The sequence below is a fragment of the Streptomyces palmae genome, assembly GCF_004684805.1.
GTDB lineage: Bacteria > Actinomycetota > Actinomycetes > Streptomycetales > Streptomycetaceae > Streptomyces > Streptomyces palmae.
The window spans coordinates 1-13191 of sequence record NZ_SRID01000185.1; the positions used below are offsets into that span (position 1 = coordinate 1).

A 13191-nucleotide genomic window follows, 5' to 3' on the forward strand; every position below is an offset into this window, starting at 1 on the left:
GACTGGAGGTGGGGGTGGAGACCACGGGCGGCGGTGGGATCAGGCTCTGGGCGCTGTCCTCCGCCGTCTCGACCGAGTCGACAGCGGTGTTCTGGTCCTGGGAGACCACGGAGACCACCGGCTGCGGGGTGGAGACGGTGCTTGAGGCCGGGGCGTGGCTGGTGGTCAGGTCGCTGGTTCCCTCGTCGGGGGCCAGCTTGCCCTGGAGGGTCTCGAACGCCGAGCTGGTGGAGGTGGTCGCGAGGGTGGGGGTGTCGGTGTCCTGCTGCGCGGACCCCGTCGTGACCGGGGGCGGGGTGGCCTGCTGGGCGCCGAGCGACTCGGCACCGGAGTCGCTCAGGGTGCGCGGGCGCTCCTCCTGCCGGCTCTGCTCGTTCTGCTCGTTCTGCTCGGGGTTCGCGTGCTCCTGCGTGTCGTGGGTGTCCTGGGTCTCGTTCTGGGTGTCGTTCTGTGTGGAGGACCCGCCGGCGCCCTGTTCCTGGTTCGCCCCGGGGGTCTGGCCCGGGGTGCCGCTCTCGGTGGTGAGGCCGCCCGGCTGGGAGGGCGGGGTGGCGGTGTCCTTCGTGGCGCGGGACGCGGAGTTCTGGTTCGACTGATTCGACTGGTTCTGCTGGTTGGAGGTGGCCGAGGTGTTCGAGCCGGTGGTCTGCGTGGTGGTGCCGCCGGCCTGACCGGAGTTGGCGGAGGGGGTGGAGACCGAGGGCGGGGTGGAGCCGACGGTGACCGGGGACGTCTGCTGGTTCCCCTGGCCGCCCTGGCTGTCGTTTCGGTTTCCGTTCGCCGGGGACGAGGTGGTCTGGTTCCCGTCCGCGTCCTCGCCGGTGTCCAGGTAGTCCAGCTCGCCGTCGTCCTCGTCGACGTCCAGGTAGTCCAGATCGTCGTCCGGATGCGCGAAGAACTCGTCCAGGGCGAGGTCGGGCGCGTCGGAGGTGAGGCCGCCGGGGGAGGTGTCACCGGTGGAGGAGCCGGACGAGCCCGAGGAACCGGAGGTGTCGGAGCCGAGGTCCGTACCGACCCCCAGGTCGCCCTGCGCCCAGCTGGGCGGCGGCATGCCGAGGGTGTTGCGCAGGCCCATGCCGAGCTTCTCGCCGCCGGATTCCAGCAGATGGCCCAGCCGGCCCTCGACCATGCCGGAGCCGAAGGTGAGACCGGAGGTCTTGAAGGTGTGCTCGTCGGAGAAGAGCAGGTTGTAGGTGCCCTCGGAGACCGCCGCGTGGGCGCCCTCGAACAGGCCGCGGCTGGTGCCCTGGACCATGGTCTGGAGGATGTTCTTGCCGAGGGCGTCGGCGGTGCCCTGGCTGAGCACCTTGGCCACCGCCGGGTCCATCTTCTTGCCGAGCGGTTCGAGGGACTTCTCCAGGGCCTTGGGGAGGTCCTTGGTGCCGGTCTTCTCCAGCAGCGTCTTCGCCCAGTCCTGGCCCACGCCGCGCGCGGCCTTGCCGCCGAAGTGCTTCTGGAAGGTGTCGCCCATCTCCTTGACGAACTGCTTCCCCGCCGCGGCGCCGCCCGGCCCGGCGGTGTTCGGCAGGTTCTTCTGGAAGACCTTGGAGAGGTCCTGGCCGAAGGAGGTGGGCGGGGTCTTGGGCAGCGGCTTGCCGCCGGGGCCCAGCCCGCCACCCGGCTTGGGCGGTGGGGTGGGGCCGCCGAGCTTGGGGCCCGTCTTCGTCTTGGGCGGGGGCATCAGCCCGTCGAGCTGGTTGCCGATGTTCTTCCCGGCGTCCTTGCCGAACAGCTTCGACAGCACCTTGCCGAACTTGTCGCCCAGGAAGTTGAAGGGGCCCGCCAGCGCGCCCTGCACGGCACCGGAGATGGCGGCGTTCTTGGTGAGGTCGGTGTCCCACTCGTCGCGGGTGCCCTGGTTGAGCTGGGTCCACTGGACCAGCCCGTCCATCGCCACGCCCATGCCGACGTTGATCACCTCGTGCATCAGCAGCATGGCGATCAGCCGGCCCAGCCGGGTCTTCAGGATCAGCTTGACGATCGCCTGGCGCTGGAGGTACGCGGCGATGGAGGCGCCGAAGAAGAAGGCCATCGCCGCCGCCACCGCCGCCTCGATCAGCAGCTCGATCAGCTGGGCGATGATCATGTACTTGGTGTACTGGAGCTGGGTGGCGCTCTTGCGGGTGAAGTCGGCGATCAACCCCGCCTGGTCGGCGACCGCGTTGAAGTAGTCCACGCCCTCCTGGCCGCCGAGGAAGGCCTTCATCGCCTCCTGGTACATCTTGGCCGCGTCGCCGCCGAAGTTCTTGGCGGTGTAGCCCAGGGCGTCGGCGATCTGCGCCTGGATGTCCTTGGTGAGCTTCCCGTGCACGTCCTTGTGCGCCTCGGCGAGGGCGAACATCTTGTCCTCGTCGCCGTCCGGCGGTACCTCGCCGGTCAGGGCCGCGAACAGCCAGGCGCAGTCGGGGGGGAAGTGCAGGGACATGGGTCAGCGCTTGTTCTTGTTGTGGTTGATGCCGTCGAGGATGTTCTGCTGGCCCTTGCGGAAGCCGCCGGCCGTCTTCTTCAGGCTCTCGGCGCTGCCCTCCAGCGCCTTGCTCAGCGCCTCCACCCCCTCCACGGCGGAGTTCAGGCCCTCGTAGTACTTCTTGGCGAAGGTCTCGCCGAACTCCCCGGTGCCCCAGCAGCCCCGGTAGCTGGTGATCTTGTCCACGTACTCGTCGCGGATGAGCTTGATCTTGTTGCCCACGTCGTCGAGGGCCTCGCCGCCGCGGTTGAGGCCCTCGCTGTCGACATCGAGTTCGCTCATCGCGCGCCTTCTCCTCGGGTGTCCTCGCCGGTGTCCTCGTCGTCGACCAGCTCGTCCAGCAGGGCCCCCGAGGAGGACCTGGGGGAGCGGGAGGGCGGCACCGGCATGCCCTCCTCCTCGCGCAGCGGAGCGAACAGCTCGTCCCAGGACACGGGGGCGAAGCCGCCCTCGGCGTCGGTGGAGAGCCCGGGGACGGGGCCGAAGGGGCGGTAGACCTCCATCAGCCGGGAGGCCGCCTGGGCGCGGGCCGAGGCGATGGTGGCCATCAGGGTGTTCGCCAGCTCCGCGGGCGCCATGGTGCGGTAGCGCGAGGTGGGGAAGCGCAGGTTGGTCAGCTCGCCCTGGGCGCCCACGGTGGCCTCCACCGAGCGGTCCTTGGCGGTCACGGTGACGGATATCCGGGCCGCCTCGGCCGCGGCCTGGTCCAGCCGGGACCGGGTCTCCTCGAACTCCGCCAGCGCCTCCGCCAGCCGTTCTTCCAGAGGGTTGCTCATCTACCTGGCCTGTTCCTTGTCGTGGTCCTCGGTCCGCGCGGCCGGCCACCGGCCCCGGGCCGTCCCGTGTCCGGCCGCCGGCCCGGCGGTTCGCCTGGCGGTCCGCCCGCGGTACGGCCCGGTCATCGGCCGATCACCCCGGTGACGCCGCCCTCGTCGGTGCCCCAGACGTCCTCGTCCTCGCTGACCCAGGTGGCGCGCTCCCGCTCCTCGCTCTGGGTCTTCTGGCCGCCGCCCGCGGCGCCGCCCATCGGGGGCATCATCGGCATGCCCCCGGAGGTGGTGGCGGGCCGGCGCATGGCGGCGGCCTCCTCGGCGGCGAGCTGGGCCGAACGCTGCCGGGCCGTGGCGGCCTCGTTCATCGCCGCGCCGCGGGTGCGCTCGCCGAGCAGGCCGCCGGAGCCGGCGCCGCCGCTGCCCGGGGGCGCCATGCTGCCGCCCAGCGGATTGGGGTTGAGCGCCGGCGGACCCGACTGCTTGGAGCCGGAGTCGCCGTAGCCGGAGCCTCCGCCGTCCAGCAGCGAGGTGTACCGCTTGGTGTCCGGGTAGTCGTAGTAGTCGTAGTCGCTCAGTCGGCTGCTGGTCTTGTTGCTGCCCAGGCCGGTGCTGCCACCGGTGACGCTGAGGGTGCGGCCGTCGGCGTCGGTGGTGACGGTGCGCCCGTCCGGGTAGGTGATCTTGTGGCCGCCGTCCTTGAGCTTCTGGTCGACCGTGCCGTCCGGGTAGCGGGTGGTGGTGGAGCCGTCCGGGTTGTGCTTGGTCACGGCGTCGGCGTTGCCGCCGAGCGGGTTCAGGTGCTCGGTGGTCTTGTTGCCCTTGGGGTCGGTGGTCGTGTAGGTGCCGTCCGGCCCGAGCTTGGTGGCGGTGCCGTCCTTGTAGGTGGTGGTGACCGTGCCGTCCTTGTCCACCTTGGCCACCGACCCGTCGGCGTACTCCACGGTCGAGGTGTGCTTGCCCAGGTGGGACACCGTCTTGGTGCCGTCCCGGTCGATGGTGGTGACGGTCCCGTTGGGGCTCACCGTGGTCCGGGTGCCGTCCTTGTGGACGGTGGTGGCCGAACCGTCCTTGTTGAAGGTCGTGGTGGAGCCGTCGGGGTTGTGCACGGTCTCCCCGGAGGCCGGGTGGGTGACGGTCTTGTGGCCCTCGGCGTCGGTGGTGGTCAGCGTGCCGTCGGCGGCCCGCTCGCTGGTGGACCCGTCCTTGTACTGGGTGACCGAGCTGCCGTCGGGCCGGATGGTGGTCTTGGTGCCGTCCGGGTAGCTGACGGTCTCGCTGCCGTCCTTGTGCAGGACGGTGGTGGACCCGTCGGGGTTGACCGTGGTCACCGTGCCGTCGCGGCCCACCGTGGTGGTGGTGCCGTCCTTGTGGGTGGTGGTGGTCGAGCCGTCCCGGTTGTACGAGGTGGTGCTGCCGTCGGGCCCCTTGACCGTCTTCAGCGGGGTGCCGCCGGCGCCGGGGGACAGCGGACCGCCGGGGTTGTTCGGGAACAGGGGCGGCGGGAGCGTGCCGGGGGGCGTGGTCTCCTTGTGCCCGTCGGGGAAGGTCGTGGTGCTGGAGCCGTCCGGGTTGCGGGTGGTGATGGAGCCGTCCGGGTTCTTGACGGTGTTCCCGGTGTCGTTCAGGCCCAGTCCGGGAGGCGGGGTTCCGAGGTTGGTGTTTCCCAGGCCGTCCTTGGGGTTCCCGATGCCGTTGGGGTTCAGGCCGGGCGGGGGCTTCTGGTCCCCCAGTCCGCCGTCGGTGTCGTTGGAGCCGAGCCCCGGGGGCGGATCGCCGCCACCTCCGCCGAGCTTCTTCTCCAGGTCCTCCTTCTCCTGCTCGGCCTTCTTCTTCTCCTCCGCGGCGTCCTGCTCGGCCTTCTCCTTCTCCTTCTTGGCCTGCTCCTCGGTGAACTTCGTCTTCAGGTCCTGCATCCCGGCGTTGAAGACGAAGGAGGAGTTGGCCTCACCGACATCGGCGAGGGCGTTGTTGAGGGTGACCGCCGCGGTGTTGGCGGCGGTGTCCAGACCCGCCAGGTTGGCCACCCAGTCGGTGTAGGCCTTCTGGCTCAGGCGCTGCCAGGCCTCGGCCGTCCGCAGGTCGCCGATCCCGCTGCCCTCGTCGTAGTAGATGGAGAAGTCGCCGAACTTCACATACCTGCTCCTGGCGGCCGTCGATTGCCTGATCTTGCTGAGGTTCCGCGCGTTCAGGTAGATCGCGACCTTGTCGATCCAGTTGTCCAGGTGGTGGGTGGGCAGCCAGCCGTACTTGCCCGTCCAGGTGGTCCACGCCGTGTGCAGGGCCTTCGCGGCGTTGTGGATGGCGTTGCCGCCCCGGATGATGTTGTCGCCCACCACCGAGGTCGAGGTGTACGTACCGAACTCGGCGGCCACGGTGGTACCCGTGGGGGTGAGCAGGTCGGCGTAGTCCTTGTAGCCGTGGTGGAGCCCGTTGATCAGCGCGTGGAAGGTGTCCGCCGCGGAGCCCTGCCAGGCGGCGTCGTCACCGCCCAGGTCGCGGTCCCAGCCCTCCAGCGGCTTCTGGTAGTCGGCGAAGAACTGCCGTACCTCGTCGAAGGACTTGGCGGTGGCGATGAAGGTGTTCAGGTCGACGCTGCTCTTGGGGTCGACCGCCTCGTTGTGCGGGTACCTCCGGTCGCCGTTGAAATGGGCGACCGTGTGCTGGTTGACCAGCTGTTCGAGGGCCTCGCCGTAGCCCCAGTCGTAGGCCCCGGCCTTCCCGCCGTCGCTGAAGTCGCTGCCGCCGGAGGAGGACCAGGTGGTGGTGAGCGTGACCTCGTAGAAGTAGTCGACGTAGCCGTTGGAGCCCGCGTCGTCGTAGAACACGATGGTGCGTTCCGGCTTGTACTTGTCGTCCGTGGTCTGCTCGTTGTCCGTCAGCCAGTACAGGCCCTTGCGCTTGATGTCCGCCTTGAGCCAGCCGCTGCCCAGCCCGCCGCCCGAGTCCGCCATGCTGCCGACCTTGCCCACGTCCTCGCGCGTGCCGCCGGCGAAGCCGGTCAGCTGGCTGACGACGTTCTCCCAGTTGGGGGACTTGGATTCCTGGCCCATGTGTGCAGGTCCTTAAGGGGCGGCGGTACGGCGGCGGCTCGGGTCAGACGTTCTGTTTGGACGGGTCGTTGCTGGTGGTGCTGGGCGCGAGGTCCTTGTTCACGCTCTGCCAGTCGGTGAGGAACTTCTGCGCCTCGACCTCGTCCAGGCTGTCCTGCTGCGCCTTGTTCATCGCGTCGATGGTGGTCTTCAGGCTCGCCTTGATGTCCTCGAAGAGCTTCTTCTGCCCGGTCTCCGTGTCGTGCAGGGACTTGGCCGAGTTCTTGACGTAGCTCAGGAACGTCAGGGCGGTCAGCGGCGAGGCGCCCTCGCCGGCCAGGTTGCCCAGCTGAAGCACGTTCTTGGCGAAGGCGGCCCCCGGATTCTGCAACTGGCGGTCCAGGGCCGCCATGGAGACGACCTCCCGGGCACCGTCGGTCGACAGCAGGGCCGTCAGCTTGGTGATGAACTCCTGGACCCCACCCGGGTCGCTGTCCTTCAGAGCCGTGAGGGCCTTGGGATCAAGGTGGGACAGATCGACTTTCGCCATGCTCTCTCTCCTGGACGACGAGGGCGTCGGCGGCACGGCTCAGCGGTGCCGCCGGCCGACTCAGACCTTGATCTGGCTCCACTCGCTGGCGGACCGGTTCTCGTGCTGGCGGTAGATCTGCACGATCTCCTCCAGCAGCCGGCTGTGGTTGTCCAGGATGGTCGCGAGCGCGTCGGAGGCGGCGTTCCAGGCGTTCTGCTTCTCCTGGTAGGTGGCCGCGTCCATGCCCTGCCAGGCGGTGCGCAGGGAGTCCAGCTCCTCGTTGAGGGCGATGACGGTGTTCTGGATGGCCTTGGTCTGGTTGCGCATGTCGTCCGCCGCCATCTGGACGGAGTTGTACTCGACGTGGATGACACCGTCGTTGTGGTGGTCGTAGAAGGACACGGAAGCTCCTTGGGTCCGGTGAGCCGTTCGGGGATCGGGCGGGGGTTCCTTGCGGCTACGAGGACTTGCCCAGCATGGCGGCGTAGGCGTCGTCGCCGAGCTGCGCGTGCTGCTTCTTGGCCGTGACGATGAGATCCTCGATCTCGCTCTGCGTCTTGGTCTGCGCCTGGCCGGTCCTGGTGAGGGCGTCCATCATCTCCTGCATCTTCCGGGTGATGACGTCGACCTGGCCGCTCCACTCGTTCAGGAGGCTCTGGAAGGCGCCGCCGTCCTTGCCGCCGTAGGCCTTGATCAGGGCGCCCATCACGGTCTGCACGTCGGTCTGGGAGCGCTTGACACCGGTCTGGGCCTGCGAGAGCGCGTTCCAGCCGAGCTGGTTGGCGTTCTGACTGGACGTCTGGAGGTTGCCGGAGGAGGCGGGGGGCGGAGTCGACATGGCGTGTCCTTGTCTGAGGAGCGGCCGTTCGGGGGCGCGGTGCTGGTGGGGGTGCCCTCACCTGCGCTGGTGCGGCCGATGCTAATGAGACGAATGTGGCAGGGGCAATGCCTGCACGGCTTTCCTGAGCTTCTCCTGATATTGCGTACTAGAGGTCCGGACAAGGGGAGTTGGCGGCCCGGCAGAGAGGATGTGAGGAATCGGCTTCCGGTTCATTGCGGGCCGGTGAATCTCACGCACAGGACGGTCGCGCCGAGGCCGCGGCCGGCAACTCACCGGTGGCCACCGCCGCGTTCAGCTCCGGGCCGGTGGGCAGCATGTCCAGCAGCCTGGACGGCACGGCCTGGGCGTGCCCGCCCTTGAGCCCGAGCCGCTCCACCGCGCCCGCGTCCGTCAGCCGGTACTTCACCCCGACATCGGTGACCAGATAGGTGGTGGTGCCGCGGACGCCTCCGCCGGCGCCGAGGGCCTGCACCAGCGCCCCACCGCCGGGGCGGACCGCGATGCCGTCCAGCGGCAGGCAGGCCCGTGCGATCTCGGGCCCGGCGGCCGGCGCCGGCACCCCGCCGGCCTCCCGCACCAGGGCCAGCCGCACCCGGGGCGCGGTGCCCTGGGGCAGGGTCTCGGCGCACAGCGCGGTGTCGGCGGCCGGGGCCCGCACGGCGGGGGCGCGCTCGGGCCAGTCCGCCGGGTCCTTGCCGACCTGGCCCGCCTTGCCACTGGGCGCCTGGTGGCGGGCCAGCTCGTCGGCGGTCAGCGGCAGCGCGGCCGGGGTGCCGCCCCGGTACGCCTGGGCGGCGGTGCGGTCGTCGCCCAGCACCAGGGCCGCGGCCAGCTTGCCGAGCGGCCGCAGGCCCGCCTTCTCCAGCAGGTAGTAGCGGCCCTCGGCGCCGGGCGAGGTGAGGGTGAACACCTGGCCCACCCGCGCCTCCTTGCCACCGAACGTACCGGCCGCCGCACCGCGCCCCTCGACCTCGGGGGCCACCAGGTCGGCCCCGGCGGGCAGGCTGTCCAGGAAGGCCGCCGAGACGGGGACGGGGGTGGTCCCGGAGTAGCCGAGCGCCTGCTGCGCCCCGTGCCCGCCGATCCGCAGCCGGTGGTCCCCCCAGAGCAGATGGGTGCTGCCGTCCGGGCCGGCGACCAGCACCGCCCGCTGCCGCCCGGGCAGCTCCCGGCCGGCCGGCAGGCCCAGCCGCAGCGAGGTCCTGGCCTTGCGCCCGGCGCCGTCGGGTCCGGTGCGCCGCGGCTGGTCGGCGCAGACCAGCCAGGCACCGTCCTCCAGATCGCCGAGCCCCGGCAGCGCGTCCGGGGCGCCAGGGATGCCGACGGGGGTGCCGTGCGCCTCCCCGCGCAGCGACTTCGCGGAGACCGAGACGGTCCGCAGGCCGCTGCCGGCGATCAGGCGCGCCGAGGTGTAGTTGCGCACCGGGTGCAGCCGGCCGTCGAGGTACAGGTAGCGGGTGCCGGTGTCCTTCTGCACGATCAGCGCGTTCGCGGTGCGCCAGGACTTGCTGCCGGCCGGCGAGATCATCCCGAACAGCAGGAAGCCGACGACCAGCACCACGCCCAGCCCGATGCCCCAGGCCAGGCCGCGGTTGGTGCGGCCGACCGGGCTCTCCGGCGCGTCCGGGTCCTGCCGCAGCATGCCGCTGGTGAGTCGGCCCAGGACGAACATGTGCGCCTGGACCTGGTCTTTCCTGGACTGCATAGCGCCATCCCCCTCGTCAGCCGGAAATGGCGCGCAGGTCGCCGTAGACGCCGAGCACCCACAGGGCCAGCGGGATCAGCGCCACCGCCGCGCAGGTGTGCAGGATGTCCCCGGCGCGGCCCCAGTGCGGCAGCACCCGGCGGCCGGGCACCGTCCAGGAGGTGATCGCCGCGATCCCGGCGAGGGCGAGCAGTACGGCCAGCAGCACCGGCCGCCGCTCGGGGGCCAGTTCGGCGCCCGCGGTCAGGGCCGCCAGGACGATCCCGTACAGGCCGGGCAGGAAGACGGCGGGGCGCTGCCACAGGTTCCCGATGCCGCGGGAGTGCAGCAGCAGGAGCAGGCAGAGCACCCCGGCGGTGATCCGGGCGGCGGTGTCCGGCCCGTCCAGCAGCAGCGCGGTGAGCACGGCGGCGCAGACCAGGCCGACCGCCGCGTAGAGCGCGGTCATCCACTCCTCGGCCAGCGCGGTGCGGTCGACCACCTGGCCGTGCGGGTGGGGGTCGATGCCCTCCTGCAACTCCTCCGCGTTGGAGGGCAGTACGGGCAGCCGCAGCCCGGACAGCCGGAAGGCGAGCGAGGGGACGAGTCCGCCGACGGCGACGGCGAGCACCGCCACCACGCTGGCCGCCGGCCCGAGCCCCACGTCCAGGGTCAGCATCAGCCCGCCCCACACCGCCCCGGCCAGGGCGATCACCGCCAGCGACAGCAGCAGCGGGACGAAGGCGGCCACCGCGGCGACGGTGAGCACCGCTCCGCCGGCCGCCGCGGCGGCTCCGGCCAGCAGCCGGGCACCGGTCAACTGGCCGCCGGGGTCCGCGTCGCCGGCCGGCAGCAGCGCCCCGGCCAGGGCCAGATAGGGCGGCACGAAGACACCGAGGGCGGCACCGGCCGCCGAGTCGCCGACCGCGCGGGAGGCCGCGGCGGCCCCGAAGAGCACCAGCAGGCCGGTGGCCGCGGCCACCGCGGCCCGGGTCGTGGCGGAACCGCCGGGCAGGGCGCAGACCACCCAGCCCGCCGCGAGCAGCAGGACCGCGGTGGCTCGCAGCAGCCGGCGGCCGGTGCGGGCGTCCCAGCCGTGCGGGCGGGCGCGCATGCTGGTGGCCACCCCGTCGACCAGGTCGTCGAAGTGGATCGCGGGCAGGGCCTCGGTCCGGGGCCGCAGGTGCAGGGTCTCGCCGTCGCGCAGGGAGAGCGTCTCGGGGGTGCTCTCCTCGTCCAGCGGGCCCTCGCCGAGGCGTTGCAGCACCCAGCCGCCGTGTTCGATCCCCTGCTCCGCCAGGCCCTCGCCGGCGTGGTCCAGCAGGGTCGGCAGCAGATCGGCCAGCGGTACGTCGACCGGTACCGCGAGGTCGAGCAGGCGCTGGGGTGTCTTTACCGTCAGTCGGCACAGACCGGGGCTCGTTATGCCCGTAGTTTCCGTCATAGCGGTGGCCGCACCTCTCCGAGGGGCCGGTGTACCAAAGTGGGGTAGCGCACACTACCTTGGACAACCCGTCAGGTCACAGGCACCCCGGGCGCTTTGCGGTCCTCCGCCGCTCCCGGAATCCCCCGGCGCGGAGCGGGACCTTCCGCGCCCTGCGCGCGAGTCGCCGAAGACCGGATGCGACGAGCCCGAGGAGACACCCAGCGTGAGCACCGTCCTGTTTCGCAGGCCCGCCCGCCGGCGCGGCCCCGACATGCCCGACGGGGAGTTGAGCCTCCAGGAGCCGCCGACCCTGCCGGAGGCGGAACCGAACACCGCGGCCATGTGGACCTATCTCCCGATGGGCCTCACCTCGCTGAGCATGCTGATGATGTTCATCCGCCCGGGCCAGGCCAACGCCTTCAGCTATGTCGCCATCGGCATGATGCTGCTCTCCTCGGTGGCGATGGTGCTCGTCCAGGTGGTCCGCGGTTCCAGTGAACGCAAACGCAAACTCAAGGGGGAGCGGCGGGACTATCTGCGGTATCTGGCGCAGATGCGCCGCAAGATCCGCGTCACGGTCGGCGCCCAGCAGAAGGCGCTGGCCTGGCGGCACCCCGAGCCGACCGCCCTGTGGGCGCTGGCCGGCACCAGCCGGCAGTGGGAGCGCCGCCCCTCCGACGAGGACTTCGCCGAGGTGCGGGTGGCGGTCGGCGACCAGAAGCTCGCGCTGCGGCTGGCACCGCTGGCCACCAAGCCGGTCGAGGACCTGGAACCGCTGTCCGCGCACGCCCTGCGCAGCTTCATCCGCGCCTACGGCACCGTGCCCGACCAGCCCATCGCCCTGTACCTGCGGGCCTGGTCGCGGGTGCTGGTGCAGGCGGACGCCGAGCAGGAGGAGCGCGCCCGGGCCCTGCTGCGCGCCCTGATCGCCCAGCTCGCCGCCTTCCACGCGCCGGAGGAGCTGAACGTCGCGCTGTGCGTGGCCGACGAGCGGCGCGGCGCCTGGGAGTGGCTGAAGTGGCTGCCGCACGCCCAGCACGGCTACCAGCGCGACGGCGCCGGCGCGGCCCGGCTCGCGGCGGCCGACTTCCAGGCCCTGGAGGAGCTGCTGGGCGCCGACTTCACCCAGCGCCCGCCCTTCGACCCGGAGACCCCGCCGGGGCGCGACGAGCCCTTCACCCTGGTCGTGGTGGACGGCGGCGCGGTGCCCTCCGGACACCGGGTCACCGGGGCCGGCTACCGCAACACGGTGCTGGTGGACCTCAGCGGCGCCCTCACCTGGAAGGCCGCCCGCGGCACCCTGCGGCTGCGGCTGGACGAGGCCGGGCTGCACCTCGTACGCACCGATCGCGAACGCAAAGAGCAGGCCACACTACTGGGGGTCCCGGACACCCTGGGCCCGGCCGCCGCCCGGGCACTGGCGGCCCGGCTCTCCCCGTACCGGCTCGGCGGCCAGGCCACCGCCTCGGAGCCCTTCGTCACCGACACCGAGCTGACCACCCTGCTGGGCATCCCCGACCTGCGCCGGCACGAGCCGGCCCGGCTGTGGCGCCACCCCGTGGAGGGCCGGGACCGGCTGCGGGTGCCCATCGCCGTCGGCGAGGACGGCACCCCGGTGGAGCTGGACATCAAGGAGTCCGCGCAGGGCGGCATGGGGCCGCACGGCATGCTGATCGGGGCCACCGGCTCCGGCAAGAGCGAACTGCTGCGCACCCTGGTCCTGGGCCTGGCGCTCACCCACTCCTCCGAGACGCTCAACTTCGTGCTGGTCGACTTCAAGGGCGGCGCGACCTTCCTGGGCATGGACGAACTGCCGCACACCTCCGCCGTGATCACCAACCTCGCGGACGAGACCGCCCTGGTGGGCCGGATGCAGGACGCGCTGCACGGCGAGCTGATCCGCCGCCAGGAGCTGCTGCGCAAGGCCGGCAACTACGCCTCGGTGCTGGAGTACGAGCGGGCCCGGGCCGCCGGCACCCCGCTGGCCCCGCTGCCCAGCCTCTTCGTGGTGGTCGACGAGTTCAGCGAGCTGCTCGCCGCGCACCGCGACTTCATGGAGCTGTTCGTGATGATCGGCCGCCTCGGCCGCTCCCTGGGGGTGCACCTGCTGCTCGCCTCCCAGCGGCTGGAGGAGGGCCGGATGAACCAGCTGGAGGGCCACCTCTCCTACCGGATCGGCCTGCGCACCTTCTCCGCCATCGAGAGCCGCGGCGTGCTCGGCGTCCCGGACGCCTACCACCTGCCCTCCCAGCCGGGCAGCGGCTACCTCAAGAGCGGCGTGGAGGCCCTCACCCGGTTCCGCGCCGCCTATGTCTCCGGCACCTACAAGGCCCCCCGCCGCGGCAGCGCCCGGCGGGCGCAGATCGCCCGCCAGGTGGTGCCCTGGGGCACCGAGTGGGTGGTGCCCCGCACCCTGCCCGCCGCCCCCGAGCCGGAGAC

Annotated in this window: 10 protein-coding genes; 1 reads left to right on the plus strand and 9 read right to left on the minus strand. The window is 71.7% G+C overall.

The features are described from left to right. The 9 genes from E4099_RS19210 to eccD all read right to left on the minus strand — a co-directional run. The coding region (locus E4099_RS19210) for a WXG100-like domain-containing protein (RefSeq protein ID WP_483414776.1) at positions 1-2425 on the minus strand (2425 nt) is incomplete at its 3' end. 3 nt (positions 2426-2428) lie between these two features. Continuing rightward, the gene (locus E4099_RS19215) at positions 2429-2749 is read right to left on the minus strand and encodes a hypothetical protein (RefSeq protein ID WP_135340331.1); all 321 of its coding nucleotides are present in this window, start codon (positions 2747-2749) and stop codon (positions 2429-2431) included. After that, entirely contained in the window at positions 2746-3243 is a 498-nt protein-coding gene (locus E4099_RS19220) for a YbaB/EbfC family nucleoid-associated protein (protein ID WP_135340332.1), read from the minus strand. Before E4099_RS19220 ends, E4099_RS19215 begins: the two co-directional genes overlap by 4 nt. A gap of 122 nt (positions 3244-3365) precedes the next feature. Next, on the minus strand, positions 3366-6290 hold the full coding sequence (locus tag E4099_RS19225) for an AAWKG family protein (protein WP_135340333.1): 2925 nt from the start codon (positions 6288-6290) through the stop codon (positions 3366-3368). A gap of 43 nt (positions 6291-6333) precedes the next feature. Next, a complete protein-coding gene (locus E4099_RS19230) occupies positions 6334-6819 on the minus strand; it encodes a type VII secretion system-associated protein (RefSeq protein WP_135340334.1) in 486 nt (161 codons plus the stop codon). 60 nt (positions 6820-6879) lie between these two features. After that, positions 6880-7203 (minus strand): WXG100 family type VII secretion target, encoded by a 324-nt coding sequence (locus tag E4099_RS19235; RefSeq protein ID WP_135340335.1) that lies wholly within the window; start codon positions 7201-7203, stop codon positions 6880-6882. A gap of 55 nt (positions 7204-7258) precedes the next feature. Beyond that, entirely contained in the window at positions 7259-7639 is a 381-nt protein-coding gene (locus tag E4099_RS19240; protein WP_135340336.1) for a hypothetical protein, read from the minus strand. 232 nt (positions 7640-7871) lie between these two features. Further along, positions 7872-9347 carry a type VII secretion protein EccB gene (gene eccB / locus E4099_RS19245; RefSeq protein ID WP_135340337.1) on the minus strand — a complete coding sequence of 492 codons (1476 nt, stop codon included), beginning with the start codon at positions 9345-9347 and terminating at the stop codon, positions 7872-7874. Positions 9348-9363: 16 nt separating this feature from the next. Continuing rightward, complete coding sequence (gene eccD, locus E4099_RS19250; protein WP_135340338.1) at positions 9364-10770, minus strand: type VII secretion integral membrane protein EccD; 1407 nt, start codon at positions 10768-10770, stop codon at positions 9364-9366. Between the two features lie 205 nt (positions 10771-10975). Here eccD and eccCa point away from each other — a divergent pair. Continuing rightward, positions 10976-13191, plus strand: a 2216-nt coding sequence (gene eccCa, locus E4099_RS19255) for a type VII secretion protein EccCa (RefSeq protein ID WP_135340339.1), incomplete at its 3' end; no start/stop codon positions are given.

What these genes read in the sequence shown, in the direction of transcription:
- eccB (WP_135340337.1), bottom strand. Translation starts at nt 9,347, where the DNA reads ATGCAGTCCAGGAAAGACCAGGTCCAGGCGCACATGTTCGTCCTGGGC.
- E4099_RS19225 (WP_135340333.1), bottom strand. Translation starts at nt 6,290, where the DNA reads ATGGGCCAGGAATCCAAGTCCCCCAACTGGGAGAACGTCGTCAGCCAG.
- E4099_RS19215 (WP_135340331.1), bottom strand. Translation starts at nt 2,749, where the DNA reads ATGAGCGAACTCGATGTCGACAGCGAGGGCCTCAACCGCGGCGGCGAG.
- E4099_RS19230 (WP_135340334.1), bottom strand. Translation starts at nt 6,819, where the DNA reads ATGGCGAAAGTCGATCTGTCCCACCTTGATCCCAAGGCCCTCACGGCT.
- eccD (WP_135340338.1), bottom strand. Translation starts at nt 10,770, where the DNA reads ATGACGGAAACTACGGGCATAACGAGCCCCGGTCTGTGCCGACTGACG.
- E4099_RS19220 (WP_135340332.1), bottom strand. Translation starts at nt 3,243, where the DNA reads ATGAGCAACCCTCTGGAAGAACGGCTGGCGGAGGCGCTGGCGGAGTTC.
- E4099_RS19240 (WP_135340336.1), bottom strand. Translation starts at nt 7,639, where the DNA reads ATGTCGACTCCGCCCCCCGCCTCCTCCGGCAACCTCCAGACGTCCAGT.